Raw genomic sequence first — 17,060 nt, 5'->3', positions numbered from 1 at the left:
CGATCCCATGACCCGGCCGTCGGCCGGATCACTGCCTCACGCTTGACGCGTCTCCTATTTCCTATAGGATCTATGAAGATTCGATCAACTCGGATACGAACACGTCAACGGAGTCGTCATGACCGCAACGCCGCACCCCCTCACCAATGAGAACTGGCCCATCGCCGTCTGCATGCACGGGTTCTCTCCCGTGACCGCAGAAGGCACCCGCCTGCACGATGCATCGGCGGAGACCTGGGACGGGGTGTTCCGTCGGGTGTCGCGGCTCGGCTTCACCGCCATAGAGATCGCGGACAGCCACATCCGCCCCTCCGAGCTCGCCCCCGAGCGGCGCGAGGAGCTCAAGTCGATCGCAGCAGCTCACGACGTGCAGCTCGTCTCGGTGCACGTGCAGCGTCAGAGCGTCATCGAGCCGGGCAAGGGCGAGCAGAACCTCGCCTACGCGCACCGGGCCATCGACGCCGCCGCCGAGCTCGGCATGCAAGTGTTCTCCACTGGCCTGCACCAGCCGTTCACTCAGGCGCAGCGCGAGGCGCTGTGGTTCTGGACCGCACAGGGGACGGTCGACCCTGACGATGCGGAGACCCGTGCGCTCGCGGTGAAGCGTCTGCGCGAGCTCGGAGAGCATGCAGCATCCGTCGGTCTGCCCATGGCTCTGGAGATGTACGAGGACACTTACCTCGGCACCGCGGACAGCGCCGTTCGGCTGATCGAGGAGATCGGGCTGGACAACGTGGGCCTCAACCCCGATATCGGCAACCTGGTGCGCCTGCACCGCCCGATCGAGGACTGGCGCGAGATGCACGAGAAGACGCTCCCGTACGCGAACTACTGGCATGTGAAGAACTACATCAGGGACGAGGCGGGCGACGGCAGCTGGCAGACCGCCGTGCCCACCAGCATGGAGCTCGGCCTGATCAACTACCGCGACATGGTGGCTCGGGCCATCGAGCTCGGCTTCAACGGCCCGTTCCTCATGGAGCAGTACGGCGGGGACAGCCTCGGCGTCTGCGCCACCAACCGCGACTACCTGCGCACGCTGCTCCCAGATCCCGCACGCGCCTGATTCGCGCCCTCGACTCGACGCATCCGAAATTCGACCCAGGAGACCACAATGACCGATCAGGAACGCCCCATCTATGCCGTCATCGGCAGCGGCTACATGGGCGGCGGCATCGCACAGTGCCTCGCGATGTCCGGCGCTGACGTGCGCATCGCCGATGTCGACATCGAGATCGCGAAGCAGAACCGCGATCGTCTGATCGCCGAGGCCGAGCAGTTCGTGGCCGACGGGCTCTTCCCCGCCGGTGCAGCGACGATCATCGCGGAGCGTGTCACCGCGGCGACGATCGAGGATGCCGTCGCCGGCGCCTCATTCATCGAAGAGGCCGTGCCAGAGAAGATCGAGATCAAGCACGCGACGCTGCGGCGCATCTCCGAGGCGGCCGCGCCGGATGCGATCATCGGCAGCAACACCTCGACGATCCTGATCGGCAAGCTCGCCGAGGCCGTCGTCAACCCCGAGCGCTTCCTCGGCGTGCACTTCTCCAACCCCGCACCGTTCATCCCCGGCGTCGAGCTGATCCCGCATGCGGCGACGGACGAGGCCATCCTCCCCGTCGTCGAGGAGATCGTGGCAGCCACGGGCAAGGAGACCGCCCGAGTCAAGGATGCGACCGGCTTCGTGCTGAACCGCCTGCAGTACGCGCTGTTCCATGAGGCGACCCAGCTCGTGGAGGAAGGCGTCGCCACGCCTGAGGACATCGACACGATCGTGCGCACGACGTTCGGATTCCGTCTCCCGGTCTTCGGCCCGTTCGCGATCGCGGACATGGCAGGACTCGACGTGTACTCGTTCTGCTATGCCTCGCTGCAGACCGAGTTCCCCGAGCGGTTCGCCACGCCGAAGGCGCTCTCCGACCTGGTCTCCGCAGGAAAGCTCGGCACCAAGTCGGGCGGCGGGTTCCTGGACGTCCCGGCCGAACGGACTCCCGAGCTCATCGCGTACCGCAACAAGGCGTACGTCGCGATCAAGAAGCTCATGGACGAGCTCGGTCCCGCACCCATCCACCCCTCGAACTGAGAAGAACCAACGATGTCCACAACTTTCCCCACCGAACGAACAGTCATCCTCACCGGTGCTGCGAGCCCTCGCGGCATCGGTCGTGCCACGGCATTCCACCTTGCCGAGCTCGGCTGGAACGTCGGAATCATCGACGTCGACGGCGAGGCGGCAGCGCAGACCGCGACTGAGGTCGCAGAGGCTCACGGCGTGCGCGCCGTCGGTGTCGGAGCGAACGTCGCCGACCGCGAGCAGTCGGTCGCGGCGGTCGACGCCCTCGAGGCGCAGCTTCCGCAGATCGTCGCAGTGGTGAACTTCGCAGGGGTGTCCTCGCCGGTGCCGTACCTCGAGGTCACACCGGAGGAATGGCACCGCGTCGAGTCGATCAACCTCGACGGCGTGCACTGGATCACCCAGCGCGTCGCCCGCACCCTCGCCGAGAACGGCGTCGGTCGTATCATCGGGATCTCCTCCGTCTCCGCCCAGCGCGGCGGCGGCACATTCTCGAAGACGCCGTACTCGGCATCGAAGGCCGGCGTCATCGGTCTGATGCGCTCGATCGCCCGCGAGCTCGGGCCGCTGGGTGTGACCGCGAACGTCATCTCACCAGGACCGATCGACACCGACATCATGGGCGGCACCCTCACCGAGGAGCGCAAGACAGCGATGGCGGCCGACGGCGTGCTGCCGCGCATCGGCACACCGACCGATATCGCCGCAGCTGTGGCCTTCCTGATCAGCGAGAACGCCGGCTTCGTGACCGGCCAGACCCTGAACGTCGACGGCGGCCTCTACATGCACTGACGACACGAGCACTGACGACCCCGCAACGCCAACCGATCTCGCACAAAGGAGTGACATGAGTCAGGCAATCGCACCGGTGAAGGAATCCACCACCCGTCGCACCATCAAGAACCTGAGGTGGTGGATCCTCGCCTGGGCGCTGGCCGCCGGCATCCTCAATTACATGGACCGCAGCGCGATCTCGATCGCTGCACCCGCGCTGATGGACGAGCTGGGACTGACCCGCACCGACATCGGCCTGCTGGGCACGGTGTTCAGCTGGACCTACGCGTTCGCGCAGCTTCCGGCAGGTTGGCTCGTGGACAAGCTCGGCGCCAGGCGGATGTACTTCCTGGCGATCGCCGGATGGTCGATAGCGACCGGTCTCATGGCCGTGGGATCGGCGATGTGGCACTTCGTGACGTTCCGCTTCCTGCTGGGAGTCACCGAGGCACCGAACGGGCCGGCCAGCGCACGATTGACGGCGGACTGGTTCCCCCGCTCGGAGCGAGGCCAGGCCACGGCGATCTGGGACTCCGGATCCAAGTGGGGGCCGGCGATCGCACCGCCGATCCTGACCGGCATCATGATCGCTTTCGGCTGGCACGCGATCTTCGTGTTCCTCGGCGTGCTGGGGCTGATCCTCGCGGTGGCGTTCTTCATCTTCTACCGTCGCCCCGATCTGCACCCGAGCATCTCGGACGATGAGCTCGCGCTCATCAGGACCGAGGAGCAGAAGCAGGACACGGGCGCCGCGAAGGTGCCATGGCTGCGCCTGTTCGCGCACCGTCAGATCTGGGGCATGATGGCGGGCTTCTTCTGCGTCATCTGGATCTGGAACATCTTCATCGTCTTCCTCCCGCTGTATCTCCAGGAGGAGCGGGGCGTCACGATCGCCGGTTCCGGATGGCTCGCAGCGGTCCCCTATGTCGGCGCGGCCGTCCTCGGCATCACCGGCGGTTGGGTCATGACTCGCTACACGAAGCGGTCAGGCGTCGACGCGCTGACCGCCAAGCGTCGCGTCATGTCGGTCGCCGCCGTCGTCGCGGGTCTCCTGATCTGCCTCATTCCGCTGGTCGCCGACCTCACGCTCGCGATGATCGTCATGACCGTCGCGCTCGGATTCGTCGCCACCATGCAGGCCGCGGCGTGGGCCATGCCCGGTGACATCGTGAACGCGTCGCAGGTCGCATCCGTCGGTGCGATCCAGAACTTCGGCGGCTACTTCGGCGGAGCATTCGCGCCCCTTCTCACCGGCATCATCGCCGACGCGACCGGCTCGTACGCGCCGTCGTTCTTCATCGGCGGCATCATCGCGGCACTCGCCGCCGTCGCCTACACCGTTCTCGTCCGCCGGCCCATGGCCGCCGAGCTCAAGGAGTCCTGATGACCTATCGCGTCGGCATCACGAATGACGCCATTGATGAGGACGGCACGAGCGTCCACGGCGATCTCGTACTCCCCGAACTGGAAGCGGCGGGCATCGAGTGGTCGGTGATCGATGCGCATCCCGAGACTGATGACGATCTCGCGGACCTCGATGCGGTGTACTCCCTCGGACACCGGGGTTTCGATGCGTCGGTCCTCGCGGCCGCGCCTCGGCTGCGGCACATCGCCCGGTTCGGTGCCGGCTACGACACGATCGATCTCGAGGCGTGCAGTGACGCGGGCGTGATCGTCACGAACACTCCGGATGCCATCAGGCGTCCCCTCGCTCTCGCGGCCCTCACGCTCGTCCTCGCCGTCACGCACAACCTCGTGCAGAAGCACGCGATCGTCGTGCACGACCGGTGGGAGGACCGCGGCCGGTGGCGGGGGACGGCGACCGACGGATCCACCGTGGCGATCGTCGGCTTCGGCAGCGTCGGAGCCGAGCTGGCCGGGATGCTCCTGGGCGCCGGCTTCCGCGTCATCGGGGTCAACCGTCGTGGCTCGAGCGCGGAAGCCGACCGTCTCGGCGTCCCCATCGTCCCTCTGGACGAGGGCCTCACGGCCGACGTCGTCGTGCTGTGCGCATCGCTGAACGCCTCGACCACCGGCATGATCGGCGCCGCGGAACTGGCCAAGATGAAGCCGAGCGCGGCGATCGTCAACGTGGGGCGCGGCGCCCTGATCGATCAGGGCGCACTGACGAGCGCGCTTCAGGACGGCACGATCCGCGCTGCGGGGCTCGACGTGTTCGACCCGGAGCCGCCGGCGCCCGATGATCCGCTGCTGGCTCTCGAGAACGTGACGCTCGCGCCGCATGCCCTGTGCTGGACCGCTGATTACACGCGGGCGGTCGTCGCGAGCGCGAACGAGGCGATCATCACCGCCTCGAGGGGCGGCGTTCCGGCGACGGTCCTGAACCCTCGCGCTCTCGAGCACGAGCGGTGGCGCGAGGGCGCCGCCGTATCGGTGGCAGGGAGGTGAACCCTGTGTCCAGACCTTGGTCCAAAGGCCGCATCGCCTTCCTGGTGCTGGGAGTGATCTGCGTGGCCGTCGGCCTCTTCCTGATCATTCCGGCGCTGGGCGCCTGACGCCCCCATCCACTCGATCCATCCACTCACCACTCGAAGGAGAGTCCGTGTCCGATTCGGCCCACAACGCGAGCGCGCAGAGCCTACTGGCCAGTCCCCATCTGGCCAGCGGTATCAGGAAGGCGACATTCCGCCTGATGCCGATGCTCATCATCCTGTACTTCGTCGCGTTCCTCGACCGCACCAATGTCGGCTTCGCCGAGGCAGCCATGGAGGCCGACCGCGGCCTCTCGGCCGGTGCCTACGCTCTCGGCGCCGGCATCTTCTTCATCGGCTATGCGCTCTTCGAGATCCCCTCGAACCTGCTGCTGAACAAGTTCGGTGCCAGATTCTGGCTCGCGCGCATCGCGATCACCTGGGGCATCGTGGCGGCGGCGTTCGCGTTCGTCAACGGCGAGACGATGTTCATCATCCTGCGCTTCCTGCTCGGTGTCACAGAGGCGGGGCTCTTCCCCGGCGTCATCATGTTCCTGTCGCAGTGGTTCCCCAACAAGCGGCGCGTGCAGATGTTCGCGCTGTTCTATCTGGCTCAGCCGTTCTCGCAGATGCTCGGCGCGCCCCTGTCGGGCGGACTGATCAGCTTCGGCGAGCAGCTCACCCCGTGGGCCGGATGGCAGGTGATGTTCTTCGTGGAGGGCATGCTGGCCGTCGTCGCCGGAATCGCAGCGTTCTACTTCCTGGTCGACTCACCGCAGAAGGCGAAGTTCCTCACCGATGATGAGAAGCACGCGCTGAAGGTCGTGATGGAGCACGAGGACGGCGTCAAGGAGACAGATGGTCCGCGGGGCATCGGGGCGGCGATGGTGAACTGGAAGGTGTGGTACTTCACCATCATCTACTTCTGCCTGCAGATCGCGGTCTACGGCACGACGTTCTACCTGCCGCAGCAGGTCTCCGGACTCATCGGACAGGACGTCGGCTGGCAGGTCGGCCTCGTCTCCGCCATTCCGTGGGCGGTGGGTCTGTTCGCCTGCTACTACGCGGGCAAGCATGCTGACACCGTCAAGCGCCGCCGGGAGTGGGGCGCGTGGTTCTTCGTCATCACCGGCGTCGCGATCCTCGTCTCGGCGTGGGCCGGAGCCAACGGTCAGGGCCTGATCGGCCTGATCGCGATCACGATCGCGGTCTCGGCGTTCCTCGCGGCCGGTCCGATCACCTGGTCGTTCCCGACCTCGTTCCTCACCGGAGCAGCGGCGGCCGCCGGTATCGGACTGATCAACTCGCTCGGCAACCTGGGCGGCTTCGTGGCGCCCATCATGCGCACAGCATTCAACGAGGCGGTTCCGACCGAGAGCGGCGCATGGGGCGTGGTGTCGCTCGGTGTGTTCGCATTCCTCGCCGCCGCCATGATGTGGGCGACCCGCTTCTTCAGCGCGAAGGCGGATGCTCTCCTCGACGAGAAGGCGCTGACACCGGGGCACTGAGCCCCTGCCCCCTGCTGTCGATGCTCCATCGGGAGACGTCGACAGCAGGGGGCATCCGCGAACGGGATCGGGTCAGACCGTGGTCAGACGTCCGAGCTCCGCGACGAACGCGTCCACATCCGACTCCTGGGTGTCGAAGCTGCACATCCAGCGCACCTCGTTGCGTGCAGCATCCCAGTCGTAGAAGCGGAATGACTCGCGCAGCTGATCGGCGACACCGGCGGGAAGCGTCGCGAAGACGCCGTTCGATTGGGTCTCCTGGGTGAACTCCACGCCGCGGATCGATCCGGCATCCAGCCCGGCTTCGATGCCGGAGCGCAGTCGCGCGGCCATCGCATTCGAGTGCTTGGCGTTACGCAGCCACAGGTCGCCCTCGAGCAGGGCGATGAGCTGCGCGGAGACGAAGCGCATCTTCGAAGACAGCTGCATGTTGTACTTGCGGCCGTAGAGCAGCCCTGAGGATGCCTCGGGGTTCAGCACCACGATCGCCTCGCCGAGCATGGCGCCGTTCTTGGTGCCGCCGAAGCTGAGCACATCGACTCCGGCATCGCGAGTGAATGCGCGAAGGGGCAGATCGAGGGCGGCGGCGGCGTTGGAGATGCGCGCGCCGTCCATGTGCAGGTGCATGCCGTGACCGTGCGCGTGGTCGGCGAGAGCGCGGATCTCAGAGGCCGTGTAGAGGGTGCCGAGCTCTGTGGACTGGGTGATCGAGACGACCAGCGGCTGTGCGCGGTGCTCGTCGCCCCAGCCCCACGCCTCTCGATCCACGAGCTCGGGGGTGAGCTTGCCGTCGTCGGTCGGCACGGTGAGCAGTTTCATCCCGCCGATCCGCTCGGGAGCACCGCCCTCGTCGACGTTGATGTGGGCGGTGGATGCCGTGATCACGGCGCCCCAGCGCGGAAGCATCGACTGCAGGCCGACGACGTTCGCTCCGGTGCCGTTGAACACCGGGAACGCCTGGATGCCGTCGCCGAGGTGGCTGCGGAAGACCTCCTGCAGACGCTCGCTGTAGGCGTCTTCGCCGTAGGCGACCTGGTGGCCCTCGTTCGCAGCGGCGATCGCCGCGAGGATCTCGGGGTGGATGCCGGAGTAGTTGTCCGACGCGAATCCCCGGATCGCGGGGTCATGCAGTGTGCTCACCGCACAAGCCTATGTCGAATGTCGGTGGCTGCGAATACGCTGTGTCCCATGAAGCGCACCGCCGCAGGGACGGCCTTCGCGAACGTCCTCATCAACACCCTCATCGCGAACGTGACGACGAGCTTCCTCTGGTTCGCCCTGACGTTCTGGGTGTACATCGAGACGCAGTCGGTGCTGGCCACCGGAATCATCGGCGGGGCGTACATGCTCTTCGTCGCGTTCTTCGCGATGGTGTTCGGCACGATCGTCGACCGCCACCGCAAGCACTCGGTCATGCTGCTGTCCAGTGTGGTCTCGGCCGTCGCGTTCGCAGTGGCGGGTGTGCTGTACCTGTATTTCTCCGAGGAGCAGCTGCTCGATCTCGGCGGACCGTGGTTCTGGCTCTTCTCCGGCATAATCCTGTTCGGCGGAGTGATCGAGCAGTTGCGCAACATCGCGCTATCGACGACCGTGACGCTTCTGGTCGAAGAGGACAAGCGTGCGAACGCGAACGGCCTCGTGGGTACGGTGCAGGGCATCGCGTTCATGGTCACCAGCGTGTTCTCCGGTCTTTCGATCGGATTCCTCGGCATGGGCGGAACGCTGGTGATCGCGATCGTCGCGATGGGCGTCAGCTTCGTGCATCTGCTCTTCGTGCGCATTCCCGAGGGAACACCGGAGCCCGATCCCGATTCCCCGAGCGCACTCGACTTCCGCGGCAGCGTCAAGGCGATCCGTCTCGCGCCAGGGCTGTTCGCGCTCATCATCTTCTCGACGTTCAACAACCTCATCGGCGGCGTGTACATGGCGCTGATGGACCCCTACGGTCTGACTCTGTTCTCGGTCGAGATGTGGGGCATCGTGCTGGGCGTCACCTCCACCGGTTTCCTCATCGGCGGCGCGCTCATCGCGAAGTTCGGCCTCGGCAGGCGGCCGATGCGCACGCTGCTCCTGGCCGTGATCGTGATGGGACTGCTCGGTGCGGTGTTCATGCTCCGTGAATGGTGGCCGCTGTATGCAGCCGGCATCTGGCTGTACATGATGCTGATCCCTCTGGTCGAGGCGTCGGAGCAGACCATCATCCAGAAGGTGGTGCCGTTTCAGCGTCAGGGACGTGTGTTCGGCGTCGCTGCAGCGATGGAGGCGGCAGCCGCCCCGATCACGGCGTTCCTCATCGCTCCGATCGCGGAGTTCGCGATCATCCCGTATATGGATTCTCGTGCCGGTCAGCAGCAGTGGGGCTGGCTGCTGGGTGAGGGCGAGGCGCGTGGTATTGCGCTGATCTGCCTGTTCGCAGGTCTCATCATGGTCGTCGCGGCACTGCTGGCGTTCTTCACCCGTTCGTATCGCACGCTCACCGAGCTCTATGCTCACGCGCCGGCCCAGCCGGTCGGCGGTGTCGATCAATCGCAGGAGGGGCGCGCGGCCGACGCGCCGCCGCCTCTGCGGGGAATGCCACCCGAGGTGCCCGACCGGCGCTCTTAGAGCTCGACCACCCGATCGTTGAGCGTCGCGGCATCCGCATCCCAGAGCCCGATGATGGCGCCCGCGAGCGTTTCTGCATCGAGCACCTTGGCCCGGAAGACGACGGATGCTGCTCGCAGGGGCCCGCCGGAATCGCGGGCGGCTTTCGCGAACCCGTGAGACACGGCGCGCGCCCATGCCTCGCTCGCCGCCTTCACCGCGGCGTAGTTCGCCCCGCCCGCAAGCGGGCGCGCGACCGCTGTGGATGACACGATCGCGAAGCGTCCGGCATCCGATGCCTGCAGCGCCCGGTCGAAGGCGCGGCTGGTCGCACGCACCGCCTGCAGCGCGGGGAGCAACGCGTCGAAGTCCTCGTCCGACTGCCCGGCAAGACCGCCACCGCCCCGCCATCCTCCGACCAGGGGGATGACGCCGTCGATCTGGCCGAACTTCGCGGCCAGGGCCGTCATGTCCGTGAGCGAGGTCGCATCCGCCACGACGGTCTCGGCGCCGGCATCCGTGAGTGCAGCAAGTCGCCCGGGCGAGCGCCCGGTCGCTATCACGCGCGCACCCGCCGCGATCAGTGCCTCGGCAACGGTGAGTCCTGCCGCACTGGTCGCGCCGGCGAGCACGACTGTCCGCCCTGCGATGCTCACGGTCATTTCACCCCGCTCGAATCGTGCGCGAACTTCGCAGATGTGCGCTCTGCTCGCACGAATCGTGTCGAGGCCTGCGAAGATGCCGCACTTCTGCGAGTGACGTGCACGCCGGGCTCACTCATCCGAGGCTCGAATCCCCGCAGTCGACTCGATCACCGGCCGCATCTTCTTCTCCAGCGCCTCGAAGAACATCGACAGCGGGAACTCGTCGTCCAGTACCTGGTCGGTGTATCCCTTCGGCGCTCCGGAGAGCACCTCATCGGGCAGGCCGCGGGCCCAGACAGATGCAGGGTTGGGAGTCAGCACGCTGCGCACCAACTCGTATGCGGCCAGCCAGTGCGCCGTCTTCGGCCGATCGATCGAGCGCCAGTACAACTCATTCACCGCGTCGCTGAGCGCGATCACGGCATCCGGAACCTCGTCCCAGTCGAACGCGAGCTGCGTGTCGGTCCAGTGCAGCACACCGCGCTGGTGCAGCCAGGCGAACAGCAGCTGCCCGCCGAGTCCGTCGTAGTTGCGTACTCGTGAGCCGGTGATCGCGAACCGGAAGATCCGGTCGAAGATCACCGCGTACTGCACGAGTCCGGCGTGCTCGAGCATCTGCTGTTCGGTCGCCGACAGGTCGTCGCGGGCGGAGAGCCGCTTCTCGATCGCCACGCTCTCGCGGAACGCGGTCAGGTCGCAGCGCAGCTCTTCGAGCGAGTACAGGAAATACGGCATCCGCTGCTTGATCATGAACGGGTCGAAGGGCAGGTCGCCGCGCATGTGGGTGCGGTCGTGGATGATGTCCCACATCACGAACGCCTGCTCGGTGAGGTCGTGGTCGTCCAGCATCCGCGCGGCCTCTGCCGGCAGATCGAGCTTGGTGATCTCGGATGCCGCGCGCACGACGCGCCGGTAGCGGGCGGCCTCGCGGTCCTGGAAGATCGCGCCCCACGTGAAGGAGGGGATCTCCCGCATCGCGACGGTCTCGGGAAACAGCACGGCGGAGTTCGTGTCGTAGCCGGGCGTGAAGTCGACCAGGCGCAGGGACACGAACAGCTTGTTGCCGTAGTCGCCCGCTTCCAGCTCGGCGATGAATTCCGGCCAGATCGCCTCGACGATCAGCGCTTCGACAAGCCTGTCGGGCGAGCCGTTCTGCGTGTACATCGGGAAGACGACGAGATGACGGATGCCGTCGATGCGATGCTGCTGCGGTTGGAAGGCCACGAGCGAATCGAGGAAGTCGGGCACGCCGAAGTCGGAGGCAGCCCAGCGCTCGAAGTCGGCGACGGATGCGGCGAGGTATTCCGAGTCGTGCGGGAAGGCCGGGGTGAGCGCGCGGATACCGGCGATGATCGCGGCGACGTGTTCGCGCGCGGTTGCGTGCTGATCGGCGGAGGGGATCGACCCGTCCTTGACCTGCAACTCGCGCAGAGCGATGGCGGCCTCCTTCAGCATCAACCAGGCGTCGCTCGTCTCGGCGCGGGCGGCGTCCTCGACAACCTCGGGCTCGCCGACGATGGCGTTGATCTGGGTGGGTGTGGTGGTCATCGGGACCTCCGATCATGAAGTTGAGAGGAAAGTTTCCGGCATAAGCCGCTGATATCCGATATTCTTCCATCTATGGAGGATGCTGTCGACCGTCAGATCGTTGCTGAGATCTCTCGTGACGCCCGGGCGACGCTGGCTCAGCTCTCGGACGCCGTCGGATTGTCGAGCTCGGCGGTGCAGTCGCGGCTTCGTCGTCTCGAGTCGCGGGGCGTGATCGCCGGGTACCGAACGATCTTCGATGCCGAGGCGCTCGGTAAACCGCTGTCTGCCTTCATCGAGATCACGCCGCTCGATCCCGGTCAGCCGGATAACGCACCTGAGCTGCTGGAACCGTTCGCCGAGATCGAGGCGTGCCACTCGATAGCGGGTGACGCCAGCTACATGCTGTTCGTGCGGGTGGCGTCGCCCCGCGCCCTGGAGCAGCTGGTGAACGAGGTCCGCCTCGCGGCGAACGTTCGCACCCGCACCACCGTCGTGCTGCAGACGTACTACGAGAACCGCCCGATCTCGGTCGAGGAGTAGGGCTCAGAGCACCGCACCGATCGTCGCTTCTCCGAGCGGGGTCCTGGTGTGCAGCATCCGCACCCCATCGCGTTCGCTTGCGATGAGCCCTGCAGTGCGCAGCACCGTCAGATGATGGGATGCCGTCGACACGGCGACCCCGGAATCCCGAGCGACCTGCGACGTGGTGCGCGCGACGCTCGCCCCGAGCAGGATGTCTGCACGCGCAGACCCGAGCAGTGCGCCGAGCGCGTCTGCGATCTCGGTCGCGTCTCGCGCCCAACCCGCAGTGACCCCTCGCGCGGGGTAGAACAGTGTCGGCTGGGCGGGCGGCTCGGTGAGCACCATGCAGCCCCAGGACGACATCACCGAGGGGACGAGCACGAGCCCGCTTCCACGGCAGTCCACCTGCTCGCTGTGCCGCCGCAGTCGCACCCGCACGGCTCCGGCGCCCCAACTGACGTGGGGATGCAGTTCGTCGGCCATCGCCGAGATGCCCGATGTCGCGATGGCGCGCGAGCGCACGGCGATGTCGGCGCGCAGCAAGCGATCGAGCTGCGGCCACACCGGTGCGACCGCGGCGTCCCACACGTCCTGCCAGGCATCGGCGATCATCGTTCGCGCACGCGCCGGCCGCTCCCGCATCTCGCGCAGCGCGCGCCGGCGTGAACCTGTCGACCGCAGCACCATCTTCCCGAAGTCGACCCGCATCGGATCCAGCGGCGCGGTCCGCAGTGCATCGACCTCGGCTTCTGGGCTCATGTCCCAGCTCGGGGTCGTGGTGAGGAAGTCCGGCAGATAGCCGTCGCCGCCGATGACTGCGGCGAGCAGCTCGAAGCTGTCGCGGGGGAGTCGCTCTCGAACCGCGCGCAGCCAACCCCACTGCAGAGGATGCTGCTCGGGCCGCAGCAGAACGCGTACGGCGTGCGCGAGCTCGTGACCCGGCGAGACGCCGAAGCGCACAGCCTGGATATCGCCGGGGCTCAATTCGAACTCGACCCGATGCTCGGGGTGCTCCACGCCCTCGATCGGACGATCGACCGCAATGTTTCGATTCACGTCGAAACTCTATGTCGCAGTCGCGACCCTGTCGAGACTGGACGCATGAACACCACTTCTGCCCCAGAAGGCGTCGTCGTCGCCGGCGACATCCGGATCGGAACCGGTCGCTCGCGCCGGTTCGTCGGTGCTGAGCACGGCGCGGACGTCTCGTACTTCTACGTCGAGAACCAGCCCGGAGAGGGCCCCGGCCTGCATTGGCATCCGTATTCTGAGACGTGGGTCGTGCTGGAGGGCACGGCACGTATCAGGGTCGGTGACGAGAACTTCGTGGCCGAAGCCGGTGACACTGCGACCGGTCCTGCGCGCGTTCCGCATTGCTTCACCAACATCGGCGACGGCGTGCTCCGCATCCTCGGCATCCACGCTTCCCCCACGATCATCCAGACCTTCCTCGACTGATCGCTCACCAAGGAGAACACATGTCATTCCAGGCCTACCTCGACAACATCGAGACCAAGACCGGTCTCACTCCACGCCAGTTCATCGAGCTCGCACGCGAGAAGGGTTTCGACGAATCCACGAAAGCGACGCCGATCGTCGCGTGGTTGAAAGAGGACTACGCACTCGGTCAGGGTCACGCGATGGCGCTCGTGCACGTGATCACGAAGGGGCCGCAGATCAGCAGCAAGCATGTCGGCACTGGCGGCACGCACGCGGATGCGGTCGACACGCTCTGGCTCGACGGCAAGGACAGTAACCCTCAGCAGTAGCGGCATCGGCGCGACGGCTAAGATTCCCTCCGTGGCAGCATCCTCGAAGCGCAAGACGTCGGCACCCAAGCGGAAGCCGGTGCGCACCAGCGGCAACCCGGCCAGACGACCGATCATCGAGGCGCCGCCGATCACGGCGCGCGACTGGATCGGCGCTGCTCGCCTGCGAACGCTGCCGCTCGCCGTCGCCCCCGTCGTGATCGGTACCGGCGCTGCACAGCTCGCCGACCGTGAGCTGCACTGGGTCATCGCGCTCGCCTGCCTCGCGGTCGCCGTCCTCATCCAGATCGGCGTGAACTTCACGAACGACTACAGCGACGGCATCCGCGGCACCGATGACCACCGTGTCGGGCCGGCGCGTCTGACGGCATCCGGTCGGGTGAAGCCGCGCACAGTGCTGATCATCGGGCTGGCCTTCTTCGCGCTCGCCGCGCTCGTCGGGCTCGGCATCGTCATCCGCACCGGCCAGTGGTGGATGCTGGCCGTCGGCGCAGTGTGCATCGTCGCGGCCTGGTTCTACACCGGGGGCAAGCGCCCGTACGGATACTTCGGCCTCGGCGAGGTGTTCGTGTTCGTGTTCTTCGGACTGGTGGCGACGCTCGGCACCACATGGGTGCAGGCGTTCCAGCTGCCGCAGGAGGCATGGCTCGGTGCTGTCGCGGCGGGACTCTTCGCCTGTGCCGTGCTGCTCGCCAACAACCTGCGCGACATCGACCAGGACCGGCAGGTCGGAAAGCGCACGCTCACGGTGCTGATCGGGCGCCGCGCGACGAAGATCGTCTACACGGTGTTCATGGTCGTGCCGTTCCTGATCGCGGGCTTCCTCGCGCTGCTGTACCCGATCGCCTGGCTCTCGCTGATGGCGCTGTTGGCTGGCATCCCCGCGATCATCATCGTGTGGTCGTACCGCCAGTCTCGTGAACTCGTGGTCGCCCTCGGGCTCACTTCGCTCACCGCACTCGCCTATGCGGGCGCGTTGTACTGGGCGTTCGTCGGCTGAGCAGTCATTCCTGCTTCGCGGCGTTGCCCGATGTCGTGCCCGAAGAGCTTTCGGATGCATCGTCGAGCGCCGCATCTTCCGCGTCGGCATCCCGTTCGGCAGCGCTTTGCCGGCCCGGAGTCGTGCGGGCCTCTCGCCGCTCGTAGATCTCGGACGAAGCGCCGGACAGCGGCTTGCGCAGGAAGAGGATCGAGATGCTCATGCCGATCAATGCGGCGAAGATGGCTGTCAGCCACCAGAGCTCTCGCATGATCGGGAAGAAGAACCACATCACCGCGAGCGGCACGAGGAAGGCCAGCAGCCGCAGCACGGAATACACGAGGAGGGGCGGCAACTTCATCCCTCCAGTCTAAGCACGCGCGTGCGGCGCCAGGCTCGCGCCTGACGCCGCAAAGGCAGGTGCTCAGTTGCTGCGGCGCATCGCGCGCACGCCGACGATGAGGCCGACGACGGCCACTGCCAGCGCAGAGATCCACCCCCACACCACCGTGGGGTTCGCGAAGTCGCCGGAGAGCAGCGCGCGTTCGGCCTGAACGACCCAGTTCACCGGGTTCACCGAGGCGACCACCCGCATCCATGCCGGCCCCTCATCGAGCGGGAGCAGCATCCCGGAGAGGATCATCAGCGGGAAGATCAGCGTCTGCTGAACGCCCCAGAACAGCCACTCCCTGTTCTTCGATGCGAGGGCCAACGTATAGGACAGCGCCCCGAGCCCCACGCCGAAGACAGCCAGCAGCGCAAGGCCGATGACGAGGCCGACCGGGTTGATCGCGAAGCCGAAGGGCCAGGCGATGGCGACGATGATCAGTGCCTGGATGACGATCGGCGCGACTTCCTTCAGCGCGCGGCCGATCAGCAGCGATGGCCGTGCGAGCGGTGCGACCAGGGTGCGCTCGTGCGATCCCGTGCCCATCTCGTACTGCAGATTCGACCCGGTCGCGCCAGTGCCGAACAGCACGAGCATGACGAGTATGCCGGGGACGAACCAGCGCAGCGTCTCACCCGCAGGCTCGCCGGAGCCGCCGATGAGCAGTGGTGCGAACAGTCCGAGGAACACCAGCGGCTGCAGCAGGCTGAAGATCAACGAGAACGGGTCGCGCATCGCCGGCTTCAGTTCGCGAGTCAGAACGTTCCAGCTGTCGCGTGCGAGGTTCGAGCGCACAAGGGTGTCGGTGGTCATCAGAGGACTCCAGTCTTCTCGGAAGTGATGGCTGCTGCCGGGTCTGCCTCGGTCTCGGCATCTGCGCCCTCGCCGGCTTCGCGGAGCGTGCGCCCGGTAAGAGCGAGGAAGACGTCGTCCAGCGTCGGGGGTACCCCTGTTGCGCTGTCGACGATGATGCCCGCGGCATCCAGCTCCCGCACGATCACCGGCAGCAGTCGATCGCCGTTCGGTGCGGTGAGGGAGAGCGCTGCGTCTTTCTGATCGATCTCCGTCCGGGCGATGTCGCTCAGGATGGATCGCGCACGCGAAGCCTGCTCGAGATCGGTGAACCCGAGGGTGAGCAGATCGCCGGCGAGAGTCGCCTTGAGAGCTGTGGCGTTGTCGTCGGCGATGACGCGGCCCCTGTCCATGACCATCACCCGTTCGGCGTAGCGGTCGGCCTCTTCGAGGTAGTGCGTGGTGAGGAAGACGGTCGTGCCGTGCTGCCGGCGGAGCTCGAGGATGTGGTCCCAGAGGTTCGCGCGGCTCTGCGGATCGAGCCCGGTGGACGGCTCGTCGAGGAAGAGCAGCGGAGGGGCGTGCATCAGGCCGAGCGCGACGTCGAGACGACGCTTCTGTCCGCCGCTGAGCTGCTGCACGGCGCGGTTCGCGAAGCCGCCGAGATCCAGCGACTCGATCAGCTCGTCGGCGCGACGGATGCTGTCGCGCTTGCTCATGCCGTAGAACTTGCCCTGGCTGAGCAGTTCATCGCGGACGCGTTGCGCGAAGCTGCCGCTGGTGAGCTGGCCGACGTAGCCGATGCGCGCTCGAACGGCGGCGGGGTCACGGCGGATGTCGTGTCCGACGACGCGTGCAGTGCCTGAGGTCGGCGGGATGAGGGTGGTGAGCATCCGCAGGCTCGTCGATTTGCCTGCTCCGTTCGGGCCGAGGAAGGCGACGAGCTCGCCGCGGGCTGCGGTGAAGGTGAGGTCGCTGACTGCTGCGACCTGCGCCTTCTTGACGGTGAAGACCTTGCTGAGGCCTTCGGTTTCGATGATCGGTTCGTGTGCCATGACTGCAGAG

18 protein-coding genes are annotated in these 17,060 nt (G+C 66.6%); 11 read left to right on the top strand and 7 right to left on the bottom strand.

The window, feature by feature from the left end; genetic code table 11:
* Positions 1 to 118: 118 nt before the first annotated feature.
* From QFZ46_RS03935 to QFZ46_RS03910, 6 genes are all read left to right on the top strand, one after another.
* Entirely contained in the window at positions 119 to 1,066 is a 948-nt protein-coding gene (locus QFZ46_RS03935; RefSeq protein WP_307358484.1) for a sugar phosphate isomerase/epimerase family protein, read from the top strand.
* Positions 1,067 to 1,114: 48 nt separating this feature from the next.
* Positions 1,115 to 2,083, top strand: coding sequence for a 3-hydroxyacyl-CoA dehydrogenase family protein (locus tag QFZ46_RS03930; protein ID WP_307358482.1), 969 nt, complete (start codon positions 1,115 to 1,117; stop codon positions 2,081 to 2,083).
* A 12-nt stretch (positions 2,084 to 2,095) separates the two neighbouring features.
* Positions 2,096 to 2,866, top strand: a complete 771-nt coding sequence (locus tag QFZ46_RS03925) for an SDR family NAD(P)-dependent oxidoreductase (RefSeq protein ID WP_307358479.1) — start codon at positions 2,096 to 2,098, stop codon at positions 2,864 to 2,866.
* A 55-nt stretch (positions 2,867 to 2,921) separates the two neighbouring features.
* Positions 2,922 to 4,232, top strand: a complete 1,311-nt coding sequence (locus tag QFZ46_RS03920; RefSeq protein ID WP_307358476.1) for an MFS transporter — start codon at positions 2,922 to 2,924, stop codon at positions 4,230 to 4,232.
* Positions 4,232 to 5,257 (top strand): NAD(P)-dependent oxidoreductase, encoded by a 1,026-nt coding sequence (locus QFZ46_RS03915; protein ID WP_307358474.1) that lies wholly within the window; start codon positions 4,232 to 4,234, stop codon positions 5,255 to 5,257. The genes QFZ46_RS03920 and QFZ46_RS03915 overlap by 1 nt, the downstream gene beginning before the upstream one ends.
* Positions 5,258 to 5,411: 154 nt before the next feature.
* Positions 5,412 to 6,788, top strand: a complete 1,377-nt coding sequence (locus tag QFZ46_RS03910) for an MFS transporter (protein ID WP_307358473.1) — start codon at positions 5,412 to 5,414, stop codon at positions 6,786 to 6,788.
* Positions 6,789 to 6,860: 72 nt separating this feature from the next.
* Here the strand turns inward: QFZ46_RS03910 and QFZ46_RS03905 are convergent, their stop codons facing one another.
* Complete coding sequence (locus QFZ46_RS03905; RefSeq protein WP_307358472.1) at positions 6,861 to 7,928, bottom strand: threonine aldolase family protein; 1,068 nt, start codon at positions 7,926 to 7,928, stop codon at positions 6,861 to 6,863.
* Between the two features lie 48 nt (positions 7,929 to 7,976).
* Between QFZ46_RS03905 and QFZ46_RS03900 the strand changes: the two genes are divergently transcribed.
* Positions 7,977 to 9,392: an MFS transporter gene (locus QFZ46_RS03900; RefSeq protein ID WP_307358471.1), complete on the top strand. Its 1,416-nt coding sequence runs from the start codon at positions 7,977 to 7,979 to the stop codon at positions 9,390 to 9,392.
* Here QFZ46_RS03900 and QFZ46_RS03895 read toward each other — a convergent pair.
* Together QFZ46_RS03895 and QFZ46_RS03890 are read right to left on the bottom strand one after the other, a co-directional pair.
* On the bottom strand, positions 9,389 to 10,033 hold the full coding sequence (locus tag QFZ46_RS03895) for an SDR family oxidoreductase (protein WP_307358470.1): 645 nt from the start codon (positions 10,031 to 10,033) through the stop codon (positions 9,389 to 9,391). The two genes, QFZ46_RS03900 and QFZ46_RS03895, sit on opposite strands and share 4 nt — an antisense overlap.
* Before the next feature lie 111 nt (positions 10,034 to 10,144).
* Positions 10,145 to 11,563 (bottom strand): DUF6421 family protein, encoded by a 1,419-nt coding sequence (locus QFZ46_RS03890; protein ID WP_307358469.1) that lies wholly within the window; start codon positions 11,561 to 11,563, stop codon positions 10,145 to 10,147.
* Positions 11,564 to 11,635: 72 nt separating this feature from the next.
* Between QFZ46_RS03890 and QFZ46_RS03885 the strand changes: the two genes are divergently transcribed.
* Positions 11,636 to 12,085: an Lrp/AsnC family transcriptional regulator gene (locus QFZ46_RS03885; protein WP_307358467.1), complete on the top strand. Its 450-nt coding sequence runs from the start codon at positions 11,636 to 11,638 to the stop codon at positions 12,083 to 12,085.
* A 3-nt stretch (positions 12,086 to 12,088) separates the two neighbouring features.
* On the opposite strand, the gene QFZ46_RS03880 is transcribed toward QFZ46_RS03885, so the two are convergent.
* Positions 12,089 to 13,123 (bottom strand): ArsR/SmtB family transcription factor, encoded by a 1,035-nt coding sequence (locus tag QFZ46_RS03880; RefSeq protein ID WP_307358465.1) that lies wholly within the window; start codon positions 13,121 to 13,123, stop codon positions 12,089 to 12,091.
* A 45-nt stretch (positions 13,124 to 13,168) separates the two neighbouring features.
* On the opposite strand from QFZ46_RS03880, the gene QFZ46_RS03875 reads away from it, so the two are divergent.
* From QFZ46_RS03875 to QFZ46_RS03865, 3 genes are read left to right on the top strand one after another with little or no spacing between them, the layout of a single operon-like run.
* On the top strand, positions 13,169 to 13,525 hold the full coding sequence (locus tag QFZ46_RS03875; RefSeq protein WP_307358464.1) for a cupin domain-containing protein: 357 nt from the start codon (positions 13,169 to 13,171) through the stop codon (positions 13,523 to 13,525).
* 20 nt (positions 13,526 to 13,545) lie between these two features.
* On the top strand, positions 13,546 to 13,836 hold the full coding sequence (locus QFZ46_RS03870; RefSeq protein ID WP_307358463.1) for a DUF4287 domain-containing protein: 291 nt from the start codon (positions 13,546 to 13,548) through the stop codon (positions 13,834 to 13,836).
* A 31-nt stretch (positions 13,837 to 13,867) separates the two neighbouring features.
* The gene (locus QFZ46_RS03865; RefSeq protein WP_307358462.1) at positions 13,868 to 14,836 is read left to right on the top strand and encodes a 1,4-dihydroxy-2-naphthoate polyprenyltransferase; all 969 of its coding nucleotides are present in this window, start codon (positions 13,868 to 13,870) and stop codon (positions 14,834 to 14,836) included.
* 4 nt (positions 14,837 to 14,840) lie between these two features.
* Here the strand turns inward: QFZ46_RS03865 and QFZ46_RS03860 are convergent, their stop codons facing one another.
* The 3 genes from QFZ46_RS03860 to QFZ46_RS03850 form a co-directional block, all read right to left on the bottom strand.
* A complete protein-coding gene (locus tag QFZ46_RS03860; RefSeq protein ID WP_307358460.1) occupies positions 14,841 to 15,176 on the bottom strand; it encodes a DUF4229 domain-containing protein in 336 nt (111 codons plus the stop codon).
* Positions 15,177 to 15,239: 63 nt separating this feature from the next.
* Positions 15,240 to 16,016, bottom strand: a complete 777-nt coding sequence (locus QFZ46_RS03855) for an ABC transporter permease (RefSeq protein ID WP_307358458.1) — start codon at positions 16,014 to 16,016, stop codon at positions 15,240 to 15,242.
* Positions 16,016 to 17,050, bottom strand: coding sequence for an ABC transporter ATP-binding protein (locus tag QFZ46_RS03850; protein ID WP_307358456.1), 1,035 nt, complete (start codon positions 17,048 to 17,050; stop codon positions 16,016 to 16,018). Before QFZ46_RS03850 ends, QFZ46_RS03855 begins: the two co-directional genes overlap by 1 nt.
* Positions 17,051 to 17,060: the final 10 nt, after the last annotated feature.

Source organism: Microbacterium murale (assembly GCF_030815955.1).
GTDB lineage: Bacteria > Actinomycetota > Actinomycetes > Actinomycetales > Microbacteriaceae > Microbacterium > Microbacterium murale_A.
Note: the sequence above shows the minus strand (reverse complement) of the source record. Positions and strands in the feature narration are given on the sequence as shown.

Coding starts and splice junctions, on each gene's coding strand:
- QFZ46_RS03935 (WP_307358484.1), top strand. CDS start 119: ATGACCGCAACGCCGCACCCCCTCACCAATGAGAACTGGCCCATCGCC.
- QFZ46_RS03930 (WP_307358482.1), top strand. CDS start 1,115: ATGACCGATCAGGAACGCCCCATCTATGCCGTCATCGGCAGCGGCTAC.
- QFZ46_RS03925 (WP_307358479.1), top strand. CDS start 2,096: ATGTCCACAACTTTCCCCACCGAACGAACAGTCATCCTCACCGGTGCT.
- QFZ46_RS03920 (WP_307358476.1), top strand. CDS start 2,922: ATGAGTCAGGCAATCGCACCGGTGAAGGAATCCACCACCCGTCGCACC.
- QFZ46_RS03915 (WP_307358474.1), top strand. CDS start 4,232: ATGACCTATCGCGTCGGCATCACGAATGACGCCATTGATGAGGACGGC.
- QFZ46_RS03900 (WP_307358471.1), top strand. CDS start 7,977: ATGAAGCGCACCGCCGCAGGGACGGCCTTCGCGAACGTCCTCATCAAC.
- QFZ46_RS03895 (WP_307358470.1), bottom strand. CDS start 10,033: ATGACCGTGAGCATCGCAGGGCGGACAGTCGTGCTCGCCGGCGCGACC.
- QFZ46_RS03890 (WP_307358469.1), bottom strand. CDS start 11,563: ATGACCACCACACCCACCCAGATCAACGCCATCGTCGGCGAGCCCGAG.
- QFZ46_RS03885 (WP_307358467.1), top strand. CDS start 11,636: ATGGAGGATGCTGTCGACCGTCAGATCGTTGCTGAGATCTCTCGTGAC.
- QFZ46_RS03875 (WP_307358464.1), top strand. CDS start 13,169: ATGAACACCACTTCTGCCCCAGAAGGCGTCGTCGTCGCCGGCGACATC.
- QFZ46_RS03870 (WP_307358463.1), top strand. CDS start 13,546: ATGTCATTCCAGGCCTACCTCGACAACATCGAGACCAAGACCGGTCTC.
- QFZ46_RS03860 (WP_307358460.1), bottom strand. CDS start 15,176: ATGAAGTTGCCGCCCCTCCTCGTGTATTCCGTGCTGCGGCTGCTGGCC.
- QFZ46_RS03855 (WP_307358458.1), bottom strand. CDS start 16,016: ATGACCACCGACACCCTTGTGCGCTCGAACCTCGCACGCGACAGCTGG.
- QFZ46_RS03850 (WP_307358456.1), bottom strand. CDS start 17,050: ATGGCACACGAACCGATCATCGAAACCGAAGGCCTCAGCAAGGTCTTC.